This is a genomic window from Streptomyces chiangmaiensis (assembly GCF_036281785.1).
Taxonomy (GTDB): Bacteria; Actinomycetota; Actinomycetes; order Streptomycetales; family Streptomycetaceae; genus Streptomyces; species Streptomyces chiangmaiensis.
Genome location: NZ_JAYWVC010000018.1, coordinates 55,583 through 80,086, shown reverse-complemented (window position 1 = coordinate 80,086; position 24,504 = coordinate 55,583). Strand labels below are relative to the sequence as shown.

Here is a 24,504-nt window from a genome sequence, read left to right as displayed (position 1 = left end):
TATGAGATCGGGCCGGCGCCGCCCAACCCGATGATGTCGTGAACGAGATTCCGGGCGACGTCGGATGCGTCGTCATACTGTGACACCGTGTTGCATATAGGTGGCACCCACGACGCGGGGCGTTCCACCCGGCCGGGCTCCAGCGAAGATCGGGGCGGCGATCAACCTGGAGCGAGGCCGCTCAGTCAGAGGTCTGACCCGCCTCCCGCTGCAGACGGATGAGGAGCGCCATGAAGTCCAACTCGCCCAGGCCCGTCGACATGCACCCCTGAAGCAACTGCTGCACGACACCCGTGACCGGCAGCGGAACCCCTCCGGCGGCCGCCGCCTCAAGGGCCAGGTCCAGGTCCTTGCGCATCAGCCGCGAGCTGAACGTCGATGTGTAGTCGTTCGCCAGGAGAGGCCCGATCTTGTACTTCACCAACGGGGACGCCACCGCCGAGGCACCGACGACCTCCAGAAGCTTGTCCCGCCGTACGTCGTGGGCCTCGGCCAGCGCGACGCACTCGGCGAGGAGCTCGGCCGTCCCGGCGACCATGAGGTTGAGAGCCAGCTTGATGATTCGGGCGGCATCCCCCTCACCGACGTAGAACAGATGAGGGCCGATGTCACGAAGGAGGCTCTCGGCGGACGTGAAGACGTCCTCGTCCCCCGAGGCGACGATCGTGAGATTGCCGGCACGCACGACACCGGGGTTTCCGCTCACCGGAGCGCGCAGGTACTTGACGCCGCCGGCCGTTGCCGCAGCGGCAACGTATCCGGAGACCTCCGCCGAGACCGTGCTCATGTCGATGAGGGTCTTCCCCCTGCCGGCCGCTGCGTGCACAAGCCCGCCGTGCGGTGCGAGTGCGACTTCGGCCAAAGCATGGGAGTCCGCCACCATCGTGATACACACGTCCGACCGGGCCCACGCCTCGGAGAGTGCGTCCATTTCGAAGGCGCCACCGGCCACCAAGTCGTCCGCCTTGCCCTTCGACCGGTTCCAGACGCTGACCTTGTGGCCCGCGCCGATGAGCCGTTCGGCAATGGCGGATCCCATCTGACCGAGACCCAGCACGGATACGTCCACGTTCATCTCCTGAGAATGAGGTGCGCTGCGCGCGCAAGAGGTTGTTGATTGCGACCGGGCCGTCAACGCGAGGGGACGCGGTGGCCGCCCGGGCGCCACCATCGGTCGTCGCTACATCGATGCAGCGAGCTGCCATTCGAACGCCAGCTGCGCGTGGGAACTGAGATCGCAGAGGCTGCCGAATTTCCCGCCGAAGTACACGAGCGGGTCCGAGTCGACGGCGTAGCCGCAGCTGACGACCTGGCCGACGAAGATCGTGTGGTCTCCCCCGGCGAACTCTTCCTTCACGTTGCAGGCGAAGTGAGCGACGGCGCCTTCGAGTACCGGGAGGTCGTGGTCGGTGCGCAACCCGAGACCGGCGAACTTGTCCTCACACCGGCTCGCGAACCGAAGCGCGTGCTGTTCCTGGCTCCGTGAGAGGACGCTGACCGCGAAGACTCCGGATTCGGAGATCGCGTTCCTCGTCGCAAGGGTATTGCCCACGCACACCAGCAGCATGAGCGGATCCAGTGAAACGGACGCGACAGCGCTGGCCGTCATCCCTGCGGGTCCGTCCGGAGTCCTGGTGGTGATGATCGTGACGCCGGTCGTGAACCGCGACATTGCTCCGCGATAGGTGGCACGCATGTCCTGCGCGGTCGATGCACCCATGATGCCCTCCGATGCCTGTGACGAGGTGGCCGAGCATTTCGTGTAACCAGGTGGTCGAGTGTGTCCCATGGCGTGTTTATCGATGCGAAATCGGCCCGCGCTATCGGCGCACTTGCATGACCAGCCGGCGCACCTCGTCGGACGGCGGCACTCCGAGATCCCGCATCCGAGCGATGTACCGCTGGTAGAGCGCCAGCACGCCGTCATCGCTGCCGCTGGCATGCGCCAGCCGGATGGCCAGCTGCCAGGCCTGCTCGCGGTACGGATCCTCGCGAAGCACGCTGTCGACCAGTCCCTTCGCCTCGCGATAACGGTTCATTCGATAGGCGAGCTTGGCTGCGTCGACCCGCGCCGACACGAAGGTCTCGGCCATGGCCTCGCGGCGCTCGGCGACCCATTCACTGGAGATGGTCGCCAGGTAGGGACCCCGCTCGGCACTGGTGAGGGCACGCAACAACGTCTGGAGACGGATCTCTCCGTCCTGTCTCCCGGCCTGAGCTATGAGGTCGACCGCCTGTTGCGCCGACCCCATCGCCAGTGCGGCGCCGACCAGTTGGAAGGCATCGCCGTCCTGAACCGGGCTCAGGCCCTCGGGCAGTGCCTCGCGAAGCCGGTAGAGCGCCTGCCGCAGATAGCTGCGCCCGGCGGCATCGTTGCGGCCGCTGAAGAGCGCCCTGAGAAGCTCCTCGCGTGTCGCTCTCCGGTTGGGCGCCCAGAGCAGATAGCTGAGGAGTTCGAGACTCTTCGTCAGCCGGGGCTGGGTCGCGTTTCCGTCGATCGTGAGGACCGGCTCGCCGAACTCTTCGAGAACGAGCCGGGGCGTAGTGACGTTCACGCGGATCGGATGCTGGCCCGAGAGGGTCGCGAGGATCTCGTGCCAGGGTGACATCCGGCTGGACTTCGTGTCCGCGGCTCTGGCCGCGACCGATGGCATGTCCGCCAGGGCTGTCAGCAGCAAGTGCTGTGTTCCGTGGGTCGATGCCGAGACCATCGCGAGGTCGGCCGTGGCGTCGGACTCGTCCTCGAGGCCGAGACGCCATTGCGCTTCTGCCAGGTACACGGCAGCCGTCGGGAGATCGAGATGACGGTCTCCCTTCTGCATGCTCCGGAGACATTCCGCAAGCTGCTCGTGCCCCTCGGCATCTCTGTTTTGCAGAAGCAGCGACAGACCCGACCACATCTGCCACGTCTCCCGTGTGAGGGTGTAGTCCAAGGCTCCGTTGGCAGTCGCCTCCGCCAGTACGCGGTCGGCGCGTCGTGTTTCGGCTTCGAGGCGCAGCCACAACTTGGCTTCGACCAGCAGGCTCATATTCTTGTACACCTTCGAGCCGGTTGCCGCGATGAGCTCTCTGCCTTGCTTGATGGACGCGCGGGCCTCCTCTCCGCGACCGAGGTCGAGCATGAGATCGACGGCGTCGACGGCATGCAACCAGACCGGCTGCGATGAACCGCGGCGAGGCTCGAACATCGACATCGCGGCGTCGAGTCGCCCGGTGGCGCGCAGTGCGGCGACGACCCAAGGGCCGCCGAGTATCGTGCGCCACGGATCGAACGACCCCGGGTCGTCGAGTCCTTCAAGGCGACCGCGGAAGAAGGCAAGCCGCATCAGCAAGCCGTCGAGGGGGCCGGACGGTGTGGTCGAGAACTCGGGAAAAGATGGCGGCTCCTCGTCAGTGGCCAGCGCGATGAATGTCTGCGCGATGAGCCGGTTCCGACTCGGTGGCAGCCGATCGGCCAGGGACCGCGCCTCATCGATCCGACCGGAGTGCCAAAGGCACCAACAGGCCAGGACGTGGGCCTCCTCGCATTCGGGGGTCTCCGGTTTGGGTAGCCAGTCGTATCCGTGGCGATCGACGAGTGCCACCCCGCGATCACACTGCTCCAGTGCGAACGCGACGCGCAGGATGACCGACCCGATCTCGGGGGTCGGAGTCGTGGCCAAGGCTTCGAGTGCATCGAGCCAGCGTGCCGCCGGCGCGAAGTCCATCCGGGCGACGAGGCTGGGGAGGGCCGCGGCGGCCAGCCGCCCGGCGGCCTCCAGGTCCCCGAGCCGGAGCAACTCCTCCACGGCTTCCTCGTGCGCGCCACTGGCGATCAGGACTTCGGCGTGCCTGCGTCGCACCGCGTCGAGTGTCTTGGCGTTCTCCCGTCCCAGGGCCTCGAGCAGGAAGTCGCGGAACACCGGGTGCGGTGTCATGCGGGAACCGTCCGAGGACCACGTCACGGGCATATGCCGGGCGCGGAGGTCCGCCATGACCTGCGCCGCGTTGTCCTGGCCCAGTGCGCGGGCACCCTGGGCCGACACCTCCTCCAGCAGACTGGTGTGAACGAGGAACGTTCTTTCAGCCGGGGAGAGTGAGTTGAAGACGTTCGCTGCGACATAGGACCGCAGCGAGTCGGGATCCAGCTCGCGAGACTGTGCGTGACGCCAACCCTCGAACAGGACGCCGGTGACCCAGCCCGCCGTCGCCGCCACCGCCTGAGCCGGATTCACGTCCGCGCGGCCGATGGTTCGTAGTGCTGCGGCGGCTTCCTGGGCGTCGAAGGACAGATCGCTCTCGACCAGCTCACCCACCCGGTCACGCTCGCTCGTCGAGCCCAAGTCGAGGCGGACGTCGACGCGCGAGATCAGGACCAGGTTCACGCCGGACGGCAGGTAGCGAGCGAAGGACGACAGCACGGCGATGCAGGTCTCGTCGGAGGCGATTCGTTCCACGTTGTCGCACACGAGGATGAGCCGGCTCCCCTGGAGGCTTTCAGCCAGCAGTCCGGCGGCCTCACCGATGTGGAGACTGCTGCTCAGGGCATCAGTCGCCACATCGGCTGCACTGGGGACAACGGCCTCGACAGCCGCCTCGAGATAGACGAGCAGGCGGCCCGCCGCCTGCTCCGTGCCGTCGAGTGACAGCCAGGCGACGGGCCTGTCGAGGTCACTGACGGCCAGGGCCACTGCCGTGGTCTTGCCGGCCCCGGCTGTCGCGAAGACATTCACCACGGTGTGGCGGTCGAGCAGCCCTCTCAACCGTTGACTGAGCCTGTCGCGGACGACGACGCCTTTCGCCGGCTCCGGCATTGCCAGTTTCCGTCTGATGACCGCGCGATGCTGGCGACCTGGCGCCTTCGAGCCGTTTGGTCGATCGGAATCGGAGTCACCCATCGATCGTCGAGCCTCCGTGCTCCTCAGTGCTCGTCAGTGACTGTGATCCTCAGTGATCTTCAGTGCTCATCCGGGACCTTACGCCAGTCGTCCGGGAAGAAGAACCCGTCCGAAGTCGGAGGAATCGGCGACTGCACTTCGATCCAGCGGGCCGGCTCGTTCCGTTCGTTGACGAAACCATGTGTGCCGTTGGTGCCTGCCCACACAAGATCACCGGTCTCGATGACCTCGTCGTTGCCGTCGAGGGTCCCCCGCATCCCGCCGTCGGTGAAGTAGTAGATCTCCTCGAACGGGTGGTAGTGGACCTTGGCCGCCTTGCCCGGGCCGGACTTCGGTGCGATCTCGCACACGAAGACGGTGTGATGCTGTGCTCCCAGGAGCTGGTCGACCATCATCCTGATGCTGATGTTCTTGACGTTGGGACCGTGGTAGCCGGGCATCGATATCTGCGCGTACGGGGCCATGTCCGAGTCCTCGAAGTGCCCGACGAAGCGATGCCGGGGGTCGGTCTCGGACGGGCGACCGAGATTCTCACCCGGAGAGGGTTTGGCGGCAATGCTGCTGCGGGCTCCGTCGAACGTCGGAGGCTTCGGTGCGCGCACCCCGAGCCATGTCAGTCCCTCATCACCGGCGGAGAGCGAGTGGGCGATGCCGACAGGCGCCACACCGTAGTCGCCGGAACCAAGTTCGTAGCGCAGCCCGGCAAAGGCTGCTTCGCCGGATCCGCCTGTGATGAACCACGACTCCTCGAACGGGCAGCGAGCCCAGCCCGTTGTCGCCCCGGGAGCCAGCTCGTACAAGCTCACTTCCAGGTGAGCAGCACCCTGCTCATGCCCGACCAGGAGCGCCTGCCGAAGACCCGGCACACCCTCGACATCGAAGAACTTCCGGTCCGCCGCACGTGCGATGTAATAAGCCATGTCCTTCTCTCCGTCCACACGCGAAGGTGCCAGGGCCGGCATCCCTCGCCCAGCTACTGCTGATCCTCATCGGGCTTCCGCCCAGGGCAACGGTGAGGGCGGACGGTTCGCGGCCGACAGCGACCACGAACCGTCCCCGCACCGTCGTCGACTCAGCGGACCTGTGAGCCCTCAAGCCGTGCGCCGTCAAGGCGTCGGGCATATTCGGCCTGCTCGGTGTAAGCCGTCACCTCGGGGGCGCCGGGCTTCTGAACGCCACAGACCTTCCGAGCAAGCTCTGTGAGCGGCCCGGAGGGTGACAGCTCCGAGCGCTTCATCGTGTGCATCCGAGTGGGAAGCATCGGGGTCCCATTGAACTGCTCGAAGGTGCTCACCCGGTCGCCGAAGTCGGTGAGGAACAGGTCACGGATGACGCGCGAGATGCGCACGCGGTCGTAGGGCTCGCCGACCGCACCTGACTGCAGCGGCTCCAACCAGCCGTGAAGCTCGGGGTTGTTCCACTGCTCCTCGGTGGGGAACAGGAGCGAGGCGCGGCCGGCAAGGTCGACCACCTCGTTCCGCATTTCCGCGTACCTCTCCAGGTAGTACGACCGGCCGAAGTCGAAGAGCAGAACGTTCGGCTTGTAGAGCCCCGACGGCGAGATGAACCCTTCCGTCTCGGACGCGATCACGTGGGCTCGCATCGTCTGGTAGAACTCGACGAGACGCGCCACGCGCGCCTGGACCGGCGGAATCTGGAAGGTGCCGAGGTGCTCGGTCATCAGCATCGCGAGTCCGACCATGAGTTCGGCCCGGACCATCTGCCGGATGAGCGACTCGTAGTGCGTCCAGTCGAAGATGCGCTGCGGGTACAGCGAAGCGTGGTCGGGATTTCCCATGTGGAATACACGATCCCACGGAATGAACACGTTGTCGAAGATGACGGTGCATTCGAGCTCGTCACCGGCCGAAGAAATCGGGTGGTTATCGGCGTCGTCACGCACCGTCGCCTCGCGGGAGACGATCGTGACGCCCGGCGCGTTCACCGGACAGGCGCCGTAAAGGACCTGCTCGGCCTCGATTCCCGGGCGGTAGAAGACGCCGATGTGAATGTAGTCGGCGAACGGCACACCGGTGGCGACGGCTTTGACACCGTTGACCACGATGCCGTCGTCGCGCGTCTCCACGACACGCAGCGCGGTCGAGGCCGCGTGCTGCTTGGACCGGTCGACCTGAGGGTCGATGAAGGCGAAGGCGCAGTTGAGATCGCCCTCCTTCACCAGATCCAGGAACTCCCGTATGCCCACGGTCAGGTCACGCCCGCCGGTGCCCACGGACTGGTCGCTCCACGGCTGCGGGTCCTCTTCGTAGGTGACCAGGCCGTAGTTGTTGGCGCACGGGGTGCGCCCGATCGATCCGCCGGCGAGCTCCCGGACCACGGTCTCCAGATACACACGCTTGCGCCGCAACCCCTCGGCGTCCTCGTGCTTGAACCACATCATCGAACGACGTACTCCGTCGTCGTCGACGAAGGTCATGATGTCCTGCAGCTCGGGCTCGTGATGCAGGTCGTAGAACTTCGCGAAGGTCTTGGCCGCCGCGCTGGTCTTCGGGTGCGTCGTGACGTCATCGACCCGATCACCGCCGACCCAGAGAACGCGCCCGTCCCTGAGGGACTCCAAGTACTGGTCGCCAGTTCGCATCAAGTTCCACCTTCTCGTTCACCGAAGGCCGTCGTACACGGCCTGTTCTTGTTGGTTCATCAGGCAAATACCATTCGACGGAAAGTCGCTTGGGAGTTGCCACGAACCCATTTGTGGCTTGCCCTCGAGGCGTCAAAAGCTGAGAAATCATGCTGCAATCGACTGACCATTCGGACTGCTCAATGCGAATCGGCGAAAGCACATTCTGCCCAGAAGATGGGGGGGGTCGGCAGTTGATTCCCTGCAGTTTAGCCGCGAGATGTTAGCAGGGCGTTAATCGCGAAGTCGCGCCCTTGTCGGTTTCGTTGGGGGCCCTTCCGGACCGGCGTTGCCGGCTCGATCGGCTGCCGGACGGCGGGCCCGGGCCGGTTCGGGAGGTCGCGGAAGTCGAGGAGACCGCCCGGTTCAGAGGCGGGCTTCGACCGGTGCGGGTGGCGCCGGCATGTCGAGCTCGAAGGCCATGACACGGTGGAAGCGCGACAGGGCGTTCCACATGCTGATGCACATGACCAGCTCAACCAGTTCGGCCGCGCTGAACGCCCGCTCCACATCGTCGCGGACACTCGTCGAGACGCCGGTCCGGCCGTCTTCCACGGAGACCTTGGGAAGGTCGATCGTCATTTCCTCGGCCAATTGAAGAGCCAGCCGCTCCCGCTCGTTGAAGACTTTGAGCTCGCCGTCTGCGACGGCCGCGAGTTCGTCCACCTGCACTCCCTTGGCCAGCGCGGAGGTGCAGCGGTGACTCGCCGTGTAGCGGCAGTGGTTGAGGACGGCAACGCGTACGGCGACCAGGTCCTTCACCCGACCGTCCAGGGCGCCGGAGCCGTTGAGCCGCCCCAGGAAGGGCAGGTAGGTGGCGAGCAATCCGGGACTGTTGCCGATGCCCGCCCAGGTGTTCAGCACTTCGCCGTAGGTATTCACGGCCTGTTCGAGAGCGGGTTGGTCGGCCGATGAGAACTGCTCGGACGTCAGAAGCGGCACCAGCGACATGAAATACCTTTCGACGAATCCTGCCGGGATGCGGCCGGCTCGGTGTGGGGTTGGGGCTGACTCTCAGGGAGTGGTGGTATCCGCAGGCCCGGACCGGTGCCGGGGTGGCGCGCCGGCCTTCCGCAGGCCGATCGCGAGCCCCAGCGTCGCGTTGAGCCACGGCACCAGGAACGTCAGGACGACACGCAGGGTGAACGCCCATGTCAACGGACCGTCCACGAGCTGCGAGTACAGGTTCACCATGAACAGAATCGACCCGACGGTCAGGGCCGCCGTCGTCGTCTGCCCCAGGGCCCTGCCCCGTACGGCACCGTGCAGCGCCGCGCTCCATGTGACCCCGGGGGACTCCGGCCGAGGTTCTCCCTCTGGCCGGCTCATCGTGTCCTTCAATGCTCCGGACGTCACGTCACTGTCCGCCTCGGGAGTCGGTGCGGCAGCAATCACCTGCCCGTGTCTCCCGTGGGGTACTTTCGAGGTCCCGGACCTCCATCACCCATCCCTCCTTGACCCTCGGAGCCGGCTGAGTGCAGGCCATTGTGCGACACACCCCGTTAACCGCCGGGAAGGAACGAGGAGGCCCGTCAGCCCCCTTGTGAACCCGCCGTTAACCGCGCTTGCCGTGGCCGCGGCGCTTCGGATCGACTCTCCGCAGCAAGGAATGGACCGCTGACTGGAGGAGCCGAACATGGCTGCAGGTTGGAACTTGGAGGGCCGCACGGCTTTCGTGACCGGTGGTAGTCGGGGCCTGGGCTTCGCCATCGCCCAGGCGCTGCTCGACCGTGGTGCCAAGGTGGCGATCGCGGCCAGGGACGAATCCGCCGTAAAGGCTGCGGCCGGTCGTCTCACCGCCGGATCGCGCGCGGAGAACGTGCTCCCCGTCGTGGCGGACGTCACGGACGCGGACTCCGTCAACAGCGTGCTGGCCGAGGTGCACGCGTGGCAGGGCAGCCTTGACATCCTCGTGAACAACGCAGGGCCGCAGCTCGCGCCGTCCGCCCTGGACAAGGTCGACGAGGACGTCATCGCGGCGGCCTTCGACACGAAGCTGATCGGGTTCCTTCGCGTCGCGCAGGCCGCTCTCCCGTTCTTGAGCCGGACCGGCAGCGGCAACATCGTGAACGTTGTCGGCGCCACTGCACACGCGGTGATTCCCAACACCGGTCCTACGGCCATCGTGAATGCGGGCGTGGTCGCGCTCACGAGCTACCTGGCGACCGAGGCGGCGGCCAGCAACATCCGGGTCAACGCGATCTCCCCCGGAATGACGAAGACCGAGGGCTGGCTCACCAAGACCGAGGCCATGGGCAAGCAGCAGGGCAAGAGCGCCGAAGAGGTTCGGGCCGGCATGGCCAAGGGGCTTGGCATTCGCCTCGACCGCTGGGCCGAGCCCGCCGAAATCGGCGCCGCGGCGGCGTTCCTGGCGTCCGACGATGCCTCCTACGTGACCGGTCAGGTGCTGCGCGTCGACGGCGGGCTGTCGAAGCCCGTCGCCTGATCTCAGGCCCCAAGGCAAGCGCCGTCCAAGGTCCGCACTCGCCTTGGATGGCGCTCCTGGCTTGCGTACGCGAGGATCCACCGAGTGCTCTGCAACATCGACACCCTGGAGTTCTGGGAATGCTGATCGGAATCGTGAGCGAAGCCCGCCGCGGCGAGACGCGCGTTGCCGCGACTCCTGCCACGGTGGTCCAGCTGGTGAAGCTGGGGTACGACGTCGTGGTGGAGCCGGGTGCTGGTGCCTTGTCGAGCTTCCCGGACGAGGCGTATGCCGGGGCCGGTGCGAGGATCGGTGACCCGCTGGCAGCGGACGTCGTGCTCGGGGTGAACGCTCTCTCGTCCGAGCAGTTGGACGGGTTGAAGCCGGGTGCGACGGTCATGGGCATCATGAGCCCGGCGTCGGACCCTGCGCTGGTGGAGGACCTGGCGAAGCGGCCGATCACGGCGTTGGCGATGGATGCGGTGCCGCGTATCTCGCGGGCGCAGTCGTTGGACGTGTTGTCGTCGATGGCGAACATCGCGGGCTACCGGGCGGTGGTCGAGGCCGCTCATGTCTTCGGCCGGTTCTTCACCGGTCAGGTGACGGCTGCGGGCAAGGTGCCGCCGGCCAAGGTGCTGGTCTGTGGTGCGGGGGTGGCGGGTCTGGCCGCGATCGGTGCGGCGGGAAGCCTGGGGGCCATCGTGTACGCCACCGACCCGCGGCCGGAGGTCGCCGACCAGGTCAGGTCGCTGGGCGGCGAATACCTCTCGGTCGAGCCCGAGGATGCCGGCGAGGTGGAGGTGTCGGCGACGGGTTATGCCAAGGAGATGTCGCAGGACTACAACACCCGCGCCGCCCAGCTGTACACCGACCGGATCACGGAGATGGACATCGTGATCACGACGGCACAGATCCCGGGCCGGCCCGCCCCGACGCTGATCACCGCGGAAATGGTGGCGTTGATGAGGTCGGGCAGCGTGATCGTGGACATGGCCGCTGCGAGCGGCGGCAACGTCGAGGGCATGGTCAAGGACCAGGCGGTGGTCACGGACAACGGTGTGACGATCATCGGCTACACCGACCTGCCCGGTCGGTTGCCCGCGCAGGCGTCCCAGCTGTACGGCACCAACCTGGTCAATCTGATCAAGCTGATGACCCCGGACAAGGACGGCCGACTGGCGCTGGACTTCGACGACGTGGTGCAGCGGTCGATGACCGTGGTGCGCGACGGCGAGTCGACCTGGCCGCCGCCGCCGGTCCAGGTGTCCGCCGCGCTGGCAGCCGCTGCCGCCTCCGCGCCCTCCGGGGTGAAGCCGGCCAGCCCCCGGACAGAGCCACCGGTGTCGATCCAACGGCGGTACACAGTGGTCGGTGTCGGCGCCGCGGTGTTGTTCCTGCTCGCGGCCCTGTCCCCGTCGGCACTGCTGGGACACCTGACGGTGTTCGCGCTGGCGATCGTGATCGGCTACTACGTGATCGGGCACGTGCACCACGCCCTGCACACGCCTTTGATGAGCGTGACCAACGCGATCTCGGGAATCATCGTGGTCGGCGCCCTGCTGCAGATCGGGCACGGTGAGACCCCGAACGGCACGGTGGTGACCGTGCTCTCGACGATCGCGATCCTGCTGGCCTCGGTCAACATCTTCGGCGGATTCGCGGTGACCCGCCGGATGCTCTCCATGTTCTCGAGAAGCTGAAGGGCCCTGCCATGTCTGATCTGATGACTGTCGAGACCGCCTCGGCGGCTGCCTACATCGTCGCGGCCTTGCTTTTCATCCTGGCGCTGGCCGGACTGTCTCACCACGAGACCGCCAAGGCCGGCAAGACCTTCGGCATCGGCGGCATGGCGGTGGCCCTGGCCGCGACGATTGCGCTGGCGGTCCACCGTGACATCTCCGGAGTCGGTCTGGCTTTGATGATCGGCGCCATGGCGGTCGGTGCCGCGATAGGGCTGTGGCGGGCCCGGGTCGTTGAGATGACCGGGATGCCCGAGCTGATCGCCTTGCTGCACTCTTTCGTGGGTCTGGCCGCGGTGTTGGTGGGCTGGAACGGCTACCTGCACGTCGAGTCCACCCTGGGCGGCACGGTCAGTGCCGAGGCCAAGGTGCTGGAGGCTCAGGAACTGCTCGGGATCCATTCCGGCGAGGTGTTCATCGGCGTCTTCATCGGCGCGGTCACCTTCACCGGCTCGATCGTGGCCTTCCTCAAGCTCTCGGCACGGATCAAGTCGTCCCCGCTGATGCTGCCCGGCAAGAACTACCTCAACCTCGGTGCCCTGGCCGCGTTCGCGGTGCTGACCACGTGGTTCGTGATCAACCCGGCCCTGTGGCTGCTGATCGCGGTCACGATCGTCGCGCTGGCCCTGGGCTGGCACCTGGTCGCCTCGATCGGCGGCGGTGACATGCCGGTCGTGGTCTCGATGCTGAACTCCTACTCCGGCTGGGCGGCCGCGGCGTCGGGATTCCTGCTGGAGAACGACCTGCTGATCATCACAGGCGCCCTGGTCGGCTCCTCGGGTGCCTACCTGTCCTCCGTCATGTGCAAGGCGATGAACCGGTCCTTCATCTCCGTGATCGCCGGCGGGTTCGGCATCGAGGCCGGCCCGGCCGACGACAAGGACTACGGCGAACACCACGAGATCACCGCCGAGGGCGTCGCCGAGCTCCTCGGGTCGGCCGACTCCGTGATCATCACCCCCGGCTACGGCATGGCCGTGGCCCAGGCCCAGTACGGCGTCGCCGAGCTGACCCGCAAACTCAGGGACCGGGACGTCGACGTGCGCTTCGGCATCCACCCGGTCGCAGGCCGGCTGCCGGGCCACATGAACGTCCTGCTCGCCGAGGCCAAGGTCCCCTACGACATCGTGCTGGAGATGGACGAGATCAACGACGACTTCGACAAGACCGCCGTCGTCCTGGTCATCGGCGCCAACGACACCGTCAACCCGGCCGCGGCCGAGGACCCCGGCTCACCCATCGCCGGCATGCCCGTCCTCCAGGTCTGGAACGCCGAGAAAGTCGTCGTCTTCAAACGCTCCATGGCCTCCGGCTACGCCGGCGTCCAGAACCCGCTCTTCTACCGCGAGAACTCCTCCATGCTCTTCGGCGACGCCAAGGACCGCGTCGAAGACATCCTCCGAGTCCTCTGATGCCTGGGCGAGGACGCAGTAGATACGCATCGCGGCGCAGCAGGGCCGACATGCCAGGAATCGGACGCGTCGTTTTCGACGAACAGTCAACGAAGTGAGAGGACCCGGATGATGAATAGCGTGGACAGCGTCTGGAGCGGCGGCGTAGAGCAAGAAGTGGTCGGTGCCACCAGCATCTTGACCATTCACAATGGCGAGCGGAACCTGCTGAACCCAGGCATCCTCACCGACATCCGCGCCCGGCTGCAGGAGTGTGACGACAACCCGGACATCCGCGCCGTCCTCCTCACCGGCGCAGGTGAGACCTTCTGCGGCGGCCTCGACATCGCTCCCATCAAAGCGGGTGCAGACCCAGCGCCGTTCGGCAAGGCATTGATGGAGACCCTCCGGATTTTCCCTCGTCTGGGTTTGTCTGTCGCGGCTGCCGTCAACGGCGACGCGCTCGCCGGGGGCGCCTCGTTCGTCGCGGCCTGCGACTTCGCCGTCGCAGTGGACAGTGCGCGGATCGGCACGGTGGAGGTCGGCGCCGGGATGTGGCCGATGATCGCGCAAGTGCCCATCATTCATCGGATCGGGCCGCGCCGTGCGATGGAGAACATAGGTTCCGGCGAGCCGTTCACCGCCGAGAGGGCTCGCGAGGTCGGTCTCGTGCAGGCCGTGGTCGAGGCCGGCCAAGCAGCCGTCGTCGCCCAGAAGTGGCTCGATAACGCACTGAGGGCGGCTGACGCAGGTGCCCCTGGCCGTCGCTCCCTCTACGAGTTCGCATCGATGTCGTACGACGACGCGTTCGACGCGTCGCTGCCTCGTTTCATCGAACTTTTCGACCACTGAGAAGCCCTGAAGAGTCAACCTGTGGGCGTGTCCGGGCTGGCGGGGGCGACAGCGAGAAGCCGGCTGCCGTGCGGTAGCGGGTCGATCCCGGTGTGGACACGTCGCCGGCCTGCTGGAGGAGCGGGCGGGACTCGCGGACGACATTCCCGATGGAAGACCTGCTGACGTCGCCCAGAGCGTCCGCGAGCACATCCATGGTGCACAGGCCGCGCTGGTGGCGGAGGGTCAGTACGACGCGGGCCGGCTGCCGGGCCGATGAAGGTCCTGCGCGCCGAGGCCAAGTCCCCTACGACATCGTGCTGGAGACCTCCGGGTCCTCTCACACGAGCCGTGCCGAAGCAACCGGCAACCGGCAACCAGCCATGCATTCCCCAATCACCTCGTACGTCCCTGCAAGGGGGTCCCCCATGAGCGCATCGACAGAACCACACTCCCACTCCGACTTCCCCACCGGCTTCCGCGGCACGGTGTTGCGGCCCGGTGACGACCAGTACGACGCGGCGCGTGCGGTGTACCAGGGCCGCGCCGCCGACAAGGGCCCCGCGCTGATCGCACAGTGTGCCGACGAGGAGGACGTCGCGACCGTGCTCCGCTACGCCTCCGCACATGACATACCGGTGGCCGTGCGCGGCGGCGGGCACGGCTCGGACGGCTATGCGATGCCCGGTGGGGCGTTGGTCATCGACCTGTCCGCGATGCGGGCGATCACCGTCGACCCGAAGACCCGGGTGGTGCGGGCCCAACCGGGCGTCAAACTCGGCGAGATGGACGCCGCCGCACAGCAGCACGGCCTGGCAGTGCCCGCCGGAACGGTCAGCAGCACCGGCGTCGCCGGGCTGACCCTGGGCGGCGGCATCGGCTTCCTGATGCGCCGCCACGGCGCCACCGTCGACAATCTGCTGGCCTGCGACATGATCACCGTGGACGGCCGCAAGGTCCGCGCCGACGCGACTGAGAACCCCGAGCTGTTCTGGGCGCTGCGCGGCGGGGGCGGCAACTTCGGAGTCGTCACCTCGTTCGAGTACCGTGCGCACCCCGTCGGCCCCGACGTCGTCGCGGGGCAGCTGATCTTCCCGTTCGACCAGGCCGCCGACGTCCTGGGCAAGCTGTCGGCGCACCTGGCCACAGCCCCGCGGGAGTTGGGCCTGCTGGTCGCGATCGCCGATGCTCCCCCGCTGCCGATGCTGCCCGAGGATGTGCACGGGACGCCGGTGCTGATTCTCGTCGTGGTCTACACCGGGGATCTGGCCACCGCCGATGAGGTCGTCCAGCCGCTCGCCGCGCTCGGCCGGCCGCTGGCCGACCTGGTCACGAAGACCACGTGGGTCCAGGCGAACAGCATGCTCGACGCCGTCGCCCCCTACGGCATGCGTATGAACCTGCGTGGCGGGTACCTGCCGGCGCTGTCCGGCGACGCCATCGACGTGCTGCTGGAGCACGTCGCCACCGTGCCGGCGAAACCCGGCGATATCTACTCGATCAACATATCGTTCATGGGCGGCGCGATCTCCGAGGACGCCGACGAGGACGCCATGGCCTTCTCCCGTGCGGGAGCCGCCTGGCTGTGGGAAGCCATCTGCAAGTGGGACGCACCCGAAGCCGACGCACGGTACGACGACTGGGCGACGACCCTCACCGAGGCGATGCAGCCGCACGCGCTGACGAACGGCTATGCCAACCTCACCGACGACCTCGGCGAAGAGTGGCGGCGTGGAGTGCACGGCAGCGACGCCAAGCACCAACGGCTGCGTTCGGTCAAGGCCGCCTGGGACCCTCGTAACCTGCTCCGCTTCAACAAGAACATCACGCCCGGTACCGCCGGCTGACAGCACACCGGAGGGGCGTCACACGAGCCGCTCGCCGTGTGACGCCCCTCCGCCATGCGCGATGGAGGGCGTCGGATCCACGCGATCTGCCGGCCCCGGGCCTCCGGGAGGGCCAGTACGCCGATGACGACGCCGCCTTCCCCGGAGAGACCCTGCACCAGCAGCAGGCCGTTGGCCCCTCGCAAATTCGCCCGCCGCCCGGGGAATCCGACGGTTGGCGTCAGCCCTTCCAGATCGTCTTGAGGTTGCAGAACTCCCGGATGCCTTCCGCGGCGAGCTCGCGGCCGATGCCGGAGTCCTTCACACCGCCGAAGGGCAGTTCCGGGTAGGAGACGGTCATGCCGTTGACGAAGACGGCACCGGTCTCGAGGCTGCTGATCAGGAAACGCTCCTCGTCCGGGTCGGTGGTCCACACCGACGAGCTGAGACCGAAGGTCGTGTCGTTGGCGAGCGCAGCGGCCTGCTCGATGCCGTCGACACGGTGAACCACCGCCAGCGGCCCGAACGCCTCCTCGCGGTACACCCGCATCGCGGGGGTGACCTCCTCCAGCACCGCCGGCTCGAAGAACCATCCCTCGGTGCCCACGGCCGACCCGCCGCACCGCAGCACGGCGCCCTTCGCGACGGCGTCGTCGACCAGTTCGACCAGCTCGCGGCGGCCGGACCTGGTGGCGATCGGCCCGATCTCGGTCTCCTCGTCGAGCGGATCTCCGACGGTCAGCGCCTTGGTGCCCGCGACGAAGGCCTCGACGAACTCGTCGTACACCTCCGTGTGAACGATGAACCGCTTGGCCGCGATGCAGGACTGGCCGTTGTTCAGGGTGCGAGCGGCAATGGCGGTTCGGGCGGCGGCGCGGACGTCGGCGGAGGGCAGCACGATGAACGGGTCGGACCCGCCCAGTTCCAGCACGACCTTCTTCACCTCGGAGCCCGCGACAGCCGCGACCGACCGGCCGGCCGGCTCGGATCCGGTCAGTGTGGCGGCGGCGACCCGCCGGTCCCGGAGCACCGCTTCGACGTCGGCGGCTCCGATGAGCAGGGTCTGGAACGATCCGGCGGGGAAGCCCGCTCGTTCGAAGAGCGTGTCCAGGTACATCGCGGTCTGCGGCACGTTCGAGGCGTGCTTGAGCAGGCCGACGTTACCGGCCATCAGCGCGGGCGCGGCGAAGCGGATCACCTGCCACATCGGGTAGTTCCACGGCATCACCGCCAGGACGACGCCGAGGGGCGCGTAGCAGGTGTAGGCAACCGAAGCGTTGACCGTGCTCGGGTCGGCGAGCGGCTGGTCGGCCAGCAGGCTTTCTGCGTTGTCGGCGTAGAACCGCATCGCGCGTGCGCACTTGAGCACCTCGGCGCGGGCCTGCGCGATCGGCTTTCCCATTTCGATCGTGAGCATTCGCGCCGTCCGGGCCGCGTCGGCCTCGACCAGGTCTGCGGCAGCCCGCATCCACCGGGCGCGAGTGTCGAAGTCGGTCGCACGGAGCGTCGCGGCCGCGGCCTCCGCTCGCGTCAGTCGCTGGCCGACCTGTTCCCTGGTGTGGGCGGCGAACTCTTCGATGAGCTCACCGGTAGCGGGGTTGACGGTGGCGATGGGCACGGCGCTCTCCTCGTGACGTGGGCACCAATGAGGCTCGATTGGATCCATCTTAGGTCCTCGAACCATGGTGCACTAGACTTTTCTGGCGTAAACACGGTTCATGAATGGTCGGTTGGATACATTTCACGTTCCTGGTCGACTGGAACCAGGGCAGAGCGATGAGGGCGTCGACCGTGCGCGTCGGTCGCCCATGACCGGATTCGCCATCGTGGTGTCCCGGTGGCGCACCAGCCCCCACCCGGCGACGCGCCGTTCAGCAGGCCCGTCCGAGTCTCGACCGGCCGAACCTCTTGACCGCGTCGACCGAATCCCGGACCGGCTTAACGGAGTCCGCTCGTCCGCTCAGGAAGCCGCAGGCTTCCGCTCGCGCCCTCGTCGGCGACGAAGAGCTCCGGGTGGGCCGTGAGTTCGACCCTGGTGCGACGGATGTGGCCGGCGAGGTACCGCTCGCAGTCCTCGGGATCGCGCCGTCGCACGGCGTCGAGGATCAGCCGGTGTTCGGCGTTGACGATCATCGCCCGGTCGGGGTCCTTGAGGACCATGAAGGCACGGCGATAGTGCTGGGTGGAGTTCCAGAGCCGCTCCGTCATGGCCAGCAGCGGGGCGCTGGGACAACCCGAATAGGTCGTCATGTGGAAGTCGCGGTCCAGGAGAAGGAACCGGTTGACGTCGCTCTGGTTCTCGATCTCGTCCTGGATGCGCTCCAGGCGGGCCAGGTGGTCGTCGGAGAGGTGGGAGAGACTCTCGGTCAGAGTCAGCGGCTCCAGTCGCTCGCGCATCCGGTAGTACGTGTTCACGTCCTCGATGCTGAGTACGGGAACCCGCGCCCCGCGGTTGGGGAACGACTCGGTGAGGCCCTCGGACTCCAGGATCCGCAAGGCTTCACGGACCGGAATCCGGCTCGCGCCGAGCCGAGCCGCGAGTTCGTCCTGCCGCAGCCACGTGCCGGGCTTCAGATCACCGGCGAGGATCTCGTCGCGGAGGATGCCGGCGATGTGCTGACTCCTGACACTGTCCGACCCGCGCGGATCGCGAGCGTGCGCAGGACTCAAGTGCGGTCACCTCTGAAAATCTGACGGGGCGCGGTCGTATGCCTTGCCGTCAGGATAGGACACCAGCTCAAACTGCATCCCCCATGGTGAGAGGAAGTAGACCCACCGCTGCCCCTGCGACGGTCCCGCGCTCACGGTCGGCTCCCCCAGCACGGGCACACCCCTCTCCCTCAGGTACGCCACGGCGACGTCCAGGTCCTCGACGTACAGCGCGACATGGTGACCGCCGACATCGCTGTTGCGCGGGACGGCCGTCCGCTGCTCCTCCGCCTGGTACTCGAAGACCTCGAACACGGCCTGCTCTCCGCACCGGTAGAAGCGCAGCTGACGCATCACCGTGCGCGCGTCCACGTTCAGGTGCTCCGACATCCAGTCGTCCGACGAGCCGAACGGGCCGAGCGAGTACATGTACTCACAGCCCAGGACGTCCACGAGCCACGTATGCGCCTGCTCCAGGTTCGGCACCGTGAACCCGATGTGGTCGAGGCGCGTGAGACCGGGTAGAGCCATGACTCTCCTCCTTTGGATCCAAAGTGCATCCATAGTGGCGCCATGAGCGCCAAAAGTCGAGATGGGTCTTGTTATTGGATCCAATCTTGTGGCAGGGTCGGTGCACTCCGGTCGACTGAAGGGGGCTTGCGATGCCTGCCGAACACATACTCGAAGCGAACGCCGCGTGGTCGGAGTTCGTCGTCACCCAGGACGACTGGGACGCCGCGGCTCCGGACCTTCTGACGGGGATGTACAGCCAACTGGTGCTGATCCGGACTTTCGAGGAGTACGTCCTGGAGCTGGCCGCGGACGGGCTCATCCACGGCCCCGCGCACTCCAGCATCGGCCAGGAGGGCGGCGCTGTCGGCGCGTGCCTCACGCTGACGTCCCACGACACCGTGAACGGATCGCATCGTGGCCATCACCAGTTCCTGGCCAAGGCGCTGGCCCATCTGCACCCGAAGGGCATCGACCCGACGAAGCCGTTCCCCGAGGACGTCCGGGTCGTGCTCCTGCGTACGCTGCGCGAAATCTGCGGACTGGACCAGGGCTTCAGTCACGGTCGAGGCGGCAGCATGCACCTCCAGTGGCACGAGGCCGGCGCGATCGGCACCAACGCGATCGTCGGCGGTGGGGTGCCGCTCGCGGCCGGGTCCGCGTGGGCCCACAAGAACGCCGGCACCGACGCGGTGTCCTTCACCTTCTTCGGCGACGGCGCGATCAACATCGGTTCCACGCTGGAGACTCTCAACCTGGCGGCGGCGTGGTCGCTGCCCATGTGCTTCTTCGTCGAGAACAACCTGTACGCCGTCTCCACCCATGTGTCCGAGGTCACCGGCGAACCCCGGCTGTCCGGCCGCGGTCCGGGCTTCGGCATCCGGAGCTGGAAGGTCGACGGCATGGATCCGCTGGCCGTGCACCTCGTGACGCAGCAGGCCCTCGCGCACATGCGCAGCGGCAAGGGTCCGACGTTGATCGAAGCCGATGTGTACCGCTACTTCCACCAGAACGGGCCCTTCCCCGGCTCGGCGTTCCGGTACCGCACCAAGGAGGAGGAAGCCCAGTGGCGGGCCCGCGACCCGATCGACACCCTGGCGGGGCACCTGGTGCGGCGCAGAATCCTCACCAAGAAGGCGGTCGCGGAGACGGTCAAGCGCGCCAAGGCGCTGATGTCGGAACTCGGCGACGTCATCCTGGAACCGCGCCCGGGCGGCAAGCCGGGTGAGCGACGCATCATTCCTTCGGAGTGGCCGGATCCCGCGTTCGTCGACGAAGGCGTCCGCGGCGACCTGTCGGAGCTGGCCGGGATCGAGTTCACCGACGCCGAGGACTTCGCCGGCACCCTGACCGATGTCAAGTTCGTCGGCGCCGTCGCGGGCGTGATGGGCCGCCGCCTGGAGACCGATCCGCGCGTCGTCGTGATGGGCGAGGACGTGCACAGGCTCAACGGCGGAACCAACGGCGCCACCCGCGGCTTGAGCGAGGCGTTCCCCGACCGGGTGATCGGGACCCCGATCTCGGAGAACGCGTTCGCCGGCCTCGGCGGCGGACTGGCCCTGGACGGCCGGTTCCGCCCGATCGTCGAGTTCATGTACGCCGACTTCATGTGGGTGGCGGCGGACCAGTTGTTCAACCAGATCGGAAAGGCCCGCCATATGTTCGGAGGTGAGGGCAAGGTGCCGTTCGTCCTGCGCAGCAAGGTCGCCATGGGTACCGGGTACGGATCACAACACTCGATGGACCCGGCCGGCATCTTCGCGACCGCACCGGGCTGGCGCATCGTCGCACCGTCGACACCGTTCGACTACGTCGGCCTGATGAACACGGCCCTGGCGTGCGACGACCCGGTCGTCGTTCTCGAACACGTGGATCTGTACAACTCGACCGGTCCCGGCCTGCCGGACGACTACGACCACTGCCTTCCCGTCGGCAAGGCCGCCGTACGCCGCGAGGGAGCGGCCCTGACCATCCTGACCTATCTGGCGATGACACCGGCCGTCCTGGAGGCCGTCGAAGAGGTCGGGGTGGACGCCGAGGTCATCGACCTGCGCTGGCTGGACCGGGCCAGTCTGGACTGGGACACGATCGCCCGGTCGGTCCGGAAGACCAACAACGTGCTCATCGCCGAGCAGGGCGCCGTCGGCACCTCCTACGGCGGCTGGCTGGCGGACGAGATGCAGCGCCGGCTCTTCGACTGGCTCGACGCCCCGATCGAGCGGGTGACAGGTGGTGAGGCGTCACCCAGCATCAGCAAGGTGCTGGAGCGCGCCGCCTTCGCATCCAGGGAGGAAGTCGTCGCCAAGCTGCGCGAGTTCTCGCGGGGGCAGAACAATGGCTGAGATTCTGCGCATGCCCGAGGTGGCCGCCAACACCCCGGAGGCGGTCCTGCAAGCCTGGAACGTCGAGCTGAACACTCCATATGCGGCGGGGGAACCGATCGTCACGGTGGAGACCGAGAAGGCCGTGGTCGAGGTGGAGGCCGAGAACGACGGCGTTCTCCTGCGGCTTCTGGTGGACGCGGGATCGACGGTGGAGGTGGGTGCCCCGATCGCCGTGTGGGGGAAACCGGACGAGCCGGCGTCCGAAGTGGACGGCGTGCTGGCGTCGCTGGGTGCCGGGCAAGCACCGGCGCCTGACCCCACCACGTCGACACCGGAGCAGGCAGCCACGGCGACGCCGGCGGACACGGTCGCACCGGCGCCCACCGACGCGGCGCCCGACAGGGGCGAGCGCGTCTTCGCCAGCCCCCTGGCGCGACGTCTCGCCCGCGAGTCCGGCGTCGATCTGAACGCGGTGGTCGGGACCGGCCCGCACGGACGAATCCGGCGCCGCGACATCGAAGCGGCCATCGCCGGGTCGGCGGCGCCGGAGCGAACGTCGCCGGCCGAGGCCTCGGCCGACAACCAGAGCATCGGTACTCCGGTGGTGGCTCCGCGATTCGTGGACGTGCCCAACACTCGGATGCGGGCGGCCATCGCCCGCCGGCTGACGGAGAGCAAGCAGAACACGCCGCACTTCTATCTACGGGCCGGGGCTCGCGTCGACGCATTGCTCGAGCTGCGGCAGCAGATCAACGCCGGCCTCGGCGTGAAGGTGTCGATCAACGACATGCTCGTCAAGGCGATCGCCTCCGCCCACGTGATCGTTCCCGCGATGAACGTGCAGTGGAACGACACCTCCGTCCGGCACTTCTCGGACGTCGACATCGCCGTGGCCGTTGCCACCGAGGGCGGGTTGGTCACGCCGGTGGTCCGCGGGGTGGACTCCCTGTCGATGAGTGGTGTCGCGACGGCGACCAAGGACATGATCGCCCGTGCGAAGGAGCGCAGACTCCGGCAGGACGAGCTGGAAGGCGGCACGATCTCGATCACCAACCTCGGCATGTACGGCACCGAGGACTTCGCGGCGATCATCAATCCGCCACAGGCCGCGATTCTGGCCGTCGGCGCGGTGCGGCAGGAGGCCGTCGTCCAGGAGGGTGCGGTCACCGTCGCGTCCGTTCTGCGGCTGACTCTCGCCGTCGACCACCGGGCGGTGGACGGCGCCACCGCGGCCGAATGGCTGCAGGCTTTCGTGAACGTGCTTGAACACCCCCTCCGGATCCTGGTGTGAGTGCCGGCGAACTCGAAGGCGAGGAGAACACGACATGAACGGGACCATGTCCGCGCCGGCGATCCTCGGCGGTGGACCAGCGCCGCCGGGTCGCTGCTGATGACGACAGCCCGCCGGTGGCCGGGCCGGCGGGCGCGACCGGGCAAGTCCCGCCGTCCCTCGGTGTCCGCACGCCTGTCCGCGGTGTGCGATTACACTGAACACGCACGGCGGGCTTCTGCCGAGGCGCGGACCGCATGACCCACGGAGGTGGCGTGAGCAGCGCCAACGACAGATCAACATCGCAGTCCGCTTCGGCCGCTCACATGATCGGACCCACAGTCCGTGCGGCCCGAGAGGCGCAGGGCATGTCGCTGCGAGAACTCGCCCGCAGGATCGGCGTTTCACCCAGTTTCGTCTCGCAACTGGAGCGAAACAAGGCGAATGCGAGCGTCAGCACGCTGTATTCACTCGTCGAGGCCCTCGGCCTTTCACTGGACCAGTTGATGGTGAAGGAGCCGATCTCGGCGGGAGTGACCGACGCCGCGGCCGGCGGGACGAAGGCGCCGGGCGCGACCCCTCTCGACCGCACGCGGGACAGGGGCCGCGACGGGCTCCCGGGGCAATGGCCCGCGGTGGAGGCGCCGATGCAACCGGCGAGCACGCGGGCCCGGATCCAGTTTCCCGGCGTGGTCTGGGAGCGCCTCACGCAGGCGTCGGATCCGCTCGTCGACTTCCTGCACGTCGAGTACGCGCCCGGCAGTTCCTCCTGCGCCCCCGACAACATGATGCGCCACGGGGGCCGGGAATACGGGTATGTGGTCTCGGGACGCATCACCGTCCAGATCGGATTCGACCGCTACGACCTCTCCCCCGGGGACGCCGTCACGTTCGACTCGATGACGCCCCATCGCCTGAGCAATCCCTTCAGCGAGCCCTGCCGGGCCGTATGGGTGGTTGTCGGGCGCCGCAGCGACGAACGCGCACACGAGGCACCGCCGCCACCTCCGAACGTCACCCATCTACCGTCGCTGCCGGCCTGACCAAGCCGCGCCCCACAGCGCGGGTTGACGCGCGCTTCACACCCGGACGCCGTACCCCGCCCCGCGCTTTCCCCCTTGCTAACGGCGCGAGGCGCATACTGCCCTGCGCTCAGCCTGATCTCAGGGTGAAGGAGGAATGGGTGATGGAGGTTGTCGAACTTGAGGTGCCCGACGGAAGACCAGGCGCCGGTGGTCGCCATCGCGCCGGGGGAACCGGTTCGCACGCCAAAGTCGCGATCGGCACCTTCGACGGGGTTCACCTCGGTCACCGACAGGTCCTCCAGGGGTGCGACACAGTGCTCACCTTCGACCCCCACCCGATGCAGGTCCTTCAGCCGCGCCATGTGCCGAACCTACTGAGCGATCGGCGCCAAAAGCTCAGGAGGCTCGGCTCGTTGGGGATCCGACGGGTGGCGATCGTTCCGTTCGACCACGCCTGGTCGCGAGTCCCGGCCGAGGACTTCGTCGAAGGTGTCCTGCTCGACCGGCTCCATGCGGAATTCGTGAGTGTCGGCCAGGGCTTTCGGTTCGGTGCCCGCGGCGCCGGGACGGCGGCCACCTTCGATCGGTATCCCGAACTGAGCACCCGGGTCGTCCCGCTCGTCACTCGGGGCGCGGCCGGAGAGCCGATCTCTTCGACGCGCATCCGCCGGCTGATCTTCGACGGCGACATCGAATTGGCCGCCGAGCTGCTGGGAGCCGCCCTCACCCTGCCCGCAGTCGTCGGCGACGAGGGCCAGTTGCTGATCTCGTCCAGGTTCGCGCGCCCCGCGCCCGGGTGCTATTTCGGGTACGTGGACAGACGCTACTGCGGGATCCGAGTGCGCCAGGACCGTACGGTCGTGGTCCTCGGCCCGGCGCGCGCCGGCACCTCCGTCGAGGTGACGTTCGTGAAGCGAGCCCGATAGGCCGAAGCGAAGTTCCATGCTTCCGTTCAGTGACACTGCACGGAAGTCTGAAGGGCCTTGAATAACAAAT

19 protein-coding genes are annotated in these 24,504 nt (G+C 67.4%); 9 read left to right on the top strand and 10 right to left on the bottom strand.

Annotated features, from left to right (window positions below; genetic code table 11):
* Positions 1-181: 181 nt before the first annotated feature.
* The 7 genes from VXC91_RS08910 to VXC91_RS08880 form a co-directional block, all read right to left on the bottom strand.
* Positions 182-1,075: an NAD(P)-dependent oxidoreductase gene (locus tag VXC91_RS08910; RefSeq protein ID WP_329506415.1), complete on the bottom strand. Its 894-nt coding sequence runs from the start codon at positions 1,073-1,075 to the stop codon at positions 182-184.
* 105 nt (positions 1,076-1,180) lie between these two features.
* Positions 1,181-1,720, bottom strand: a complete 540-nt coding sequence (locus VXC91_RS08905) for a flavin reductase family protein (RefSeq protein ID WP_329506414.1) — start codon at positions 1,718-1,720, stop codon at positions 1,181-1,183.
* A gap of 100 nt (positions 1,721-1,820) precedes the next feature.
* Positions 1,821-4,793 (bottom strand): BTAD domain-containing putative transcriptional regulator, encoded by a 2,973-nt coding sequence (locus VXC91_RS08900; protein ID WP_329506413.1) that lies wholly within the window; start codon positions 4,791-4,793, stop codon positions 1,821-1,823.
* A gap of 143 nt (positions 4,794-4,936) precedes the next feature.
* Positions 4,937-5,797: a cupin domain-containing protein gene (locus VXC91_RS08895; protein ID WP_329506411.1), complete on the bottom strand. Its 861-nt coding sequence runs from the start codon at positions 5,795-5,797 to the stop codon at positions 4,937-4,939.
* 152 nt (positions 5,798-5,949) lie between these two features.
* Complete coding sequence (locus VXC91_RS08890) at positions 5,950-7,479, bottom strand: 4-hydroxyphenylacetate 3-hydroxylase N-terminal domain-containing protein (protein ID WP_329506409.1); 1,530 nt, start codon at positions 7,477-7,479, stop codon at positions 5,950-5,952.
* Between the two features lie 405 nt (positions 7,480-7,884).
* Positions 7,885-8,460: a carboxymuconolactone decarboxylase family protein gene (locus VXC91_RS08885; protein WP_329506408.1), complete on the bottom strand. Its 576-nt coding sequence runs from the start codon at positions 8,458-8,460 to the stop codon at positions 7,885-7,887.
* 72 nt (positions 8,461-8,532) lie between these two features.
* Entirely contained in the window at positions 8,533-8,847 is a 315-nt protein-coding gene (locus tag VXC91_RS08880) for a hypothetical protein (protein ID WP_329506406.1), read from the bottom strand.
* A 307-nt stretch (positions 8,848-9,154) separates the two neighbouring features.
* Between VXC91_RS08880 and VXC91_RS08875 the strand changes: the two genes are divergently transcribed.
* From VXC91_RS08875 to VXC91_RS08855, 5 genes are all read left to right on the top strand, one after another.
* A complete protein-coding gene (locus VXC91_RS08875; RefSeq protein WP_329506403.1) occupies positions 9,155-9,964 on the top strand; it encodes an SDR family NAD(P)-dependent oxidoreductase in 810 nt (269 codons plus the stop codon).
* Between the two features lie 119 nt (positions 9,965-10,083).
* Positions 10,084-11,643: a Re/Si-specific NAD(P)(+) transhydrogenase subunit alpha gene (locus tag VXC91_RS08870; protein WP_329506402.1), complete on the top strand. Its 1,560-nt coding sequence runs from the start codon at positions 10,084-10,086 to the stop codon at positions 11,641-11,643.
* 23 nt (positions 11,644-11,666) lie between these two features.
* Entirely contained in the window at positions 11,667-13,094 is a 1,428-nt protein-coding gene (pntB, locus tag VXC91_RS08865; RefSeq protein WP_329506419.1) for a Re/Si-specific NAD(P)(+) transhydrogenase subunit beta, read from the top strand.
* Between the two features lie 120 nt (positions 13,095-13,214).
* Positions 13,215-13,925 carry an enoyl-CoA hydratase/isomerase family protein gene (locus tag VXC91_RS08860; protein WP_329506401.1) on the top strand — a complete coding sequence of 237 codons (711 nt, stop codon included), beginning with the start codon at positions 13,215-13,217 and terminating at the stop codon, positions 13,923-13,925.
* A gap of 407 nt (positions 13,926-14,332) precedes the next feature.
* Complete coding sequence (locus VXC91_RS08855; RefSeq protein WP_329506400.1) at positions 14,333-15,751, top strand: FAD-binding oxidoreductase; 1,419 nt, start codon at positions 14,333-14,335, stop codon at positions 15,749-15,751.
* A gap of 220 nt (positions 15,752-15,971) precedes the next feature.
* On the opposite strand, the gene VXC91_RS08850 is transcribed toward VXC91_RS08855, so the two are convergent.
* The 3 genes from VXC91_RS08850 to VXC91_RS08840 all read right to left on the bottom strand — a co-directional run bounded on the left by VXC91_RS08850 (position 15,972) and on the right by VXC91_RS08840 (position 18,910).
* Complete coding sequence (locus tag VXC91_RS08850) at positions 15,972-17,348, bottom strand: NADP-dependent succinic semialdehyde dehydrogenase (protein WP_329506399.1); 1,377 nt, start codon at positions 17,346-17,348, stop codon at positions 15,972-15,974.
* Positions 17,349-17,668: 320 nt separating this feature from the next.
* Complete coding sequence (locus VXC91_RS08845; protein ID WP_329506398.1) at positions 17,669-18,400, bottom strand: GntR family transcriptional regulator; 732 nt, start codon at positions 18,398-18,400, stop codon at positions 17,669-17,671.
* Positions 18,401-18,406: 6 nt separating this feature from the next.
* Entirely contained in the window at positions 18,407-18,910 is a 504-nt protein-coding gene (locus VXC91_RS08840; RefSeq protein ID WP_329506397.1) for a VOC family protein, read from the bottom strand.
* A 131-nt stretch (positions 18,911-19,041) separates the two neighbouring features.
* Here VXC91_RS08840 and VXC91_RS08835 point away from each other — a divergent pair, with 131 nt between their 5' ends.
* The 4 genes from VXC91_RS08835 to VXC91_RS08820 all read left to right on the top strand — a co-directional run bounded on the left by VXC91_RS08835 (position 19,042) and on the right by VXC91_RS08820 (position 24,434).
* Positions 19,042-21,231: an alpha-ketoacid dehydrogenase subunit alpha/beta gene (locus VXC91_RS08835; RefSeq protein ID WP_329506395.1), complete on the top strand. Its 2,190-nt coding sequence runs from the start codon at positions 19,042-19,044 to the stop codon at positions 21,229-21,231.
* A complete protein-coding gene (locus VXC91_RS08830; protein WP_329506393.1) occupies positions 21,224-22,504 on the top strand; it encodes a dihydrolipoamide acetyltransferase family protein in 1,281 nt (426 codons plus the stop codon). The genes VXC91_RS08835 and VXC91_RS08830 overlap by 8 nt, the downstream gene beginning before the upstream one ends.
* Before the next feature lie 305 nt (positions 22,505-22,809).
* Positions 22,810-23,526, top strand: coding sequence for a helix-turn-helix domain-containing protein (locus tag VXC91_RS08825; RefSeq protein ID WP_329506392.1), 717 nt, complete (start codon positions 22,810-22,812; stop codon positions 23,524-23,526).
* Between the two features lie 143 nt (positions 23,527-23,669).
* On the top strand, positions 23,670-24,434 hold the full coding sequence (locus VXC91_RS08820) for an FAD synthetase family protein (protein ID WP_329506418.1): 765 nt from the start codon (positions 23,670-23,672) through the stop codon (positions 24,432-24,434).
* Positions 24,435-24,504: the final 70 nt, after the last annotated feature.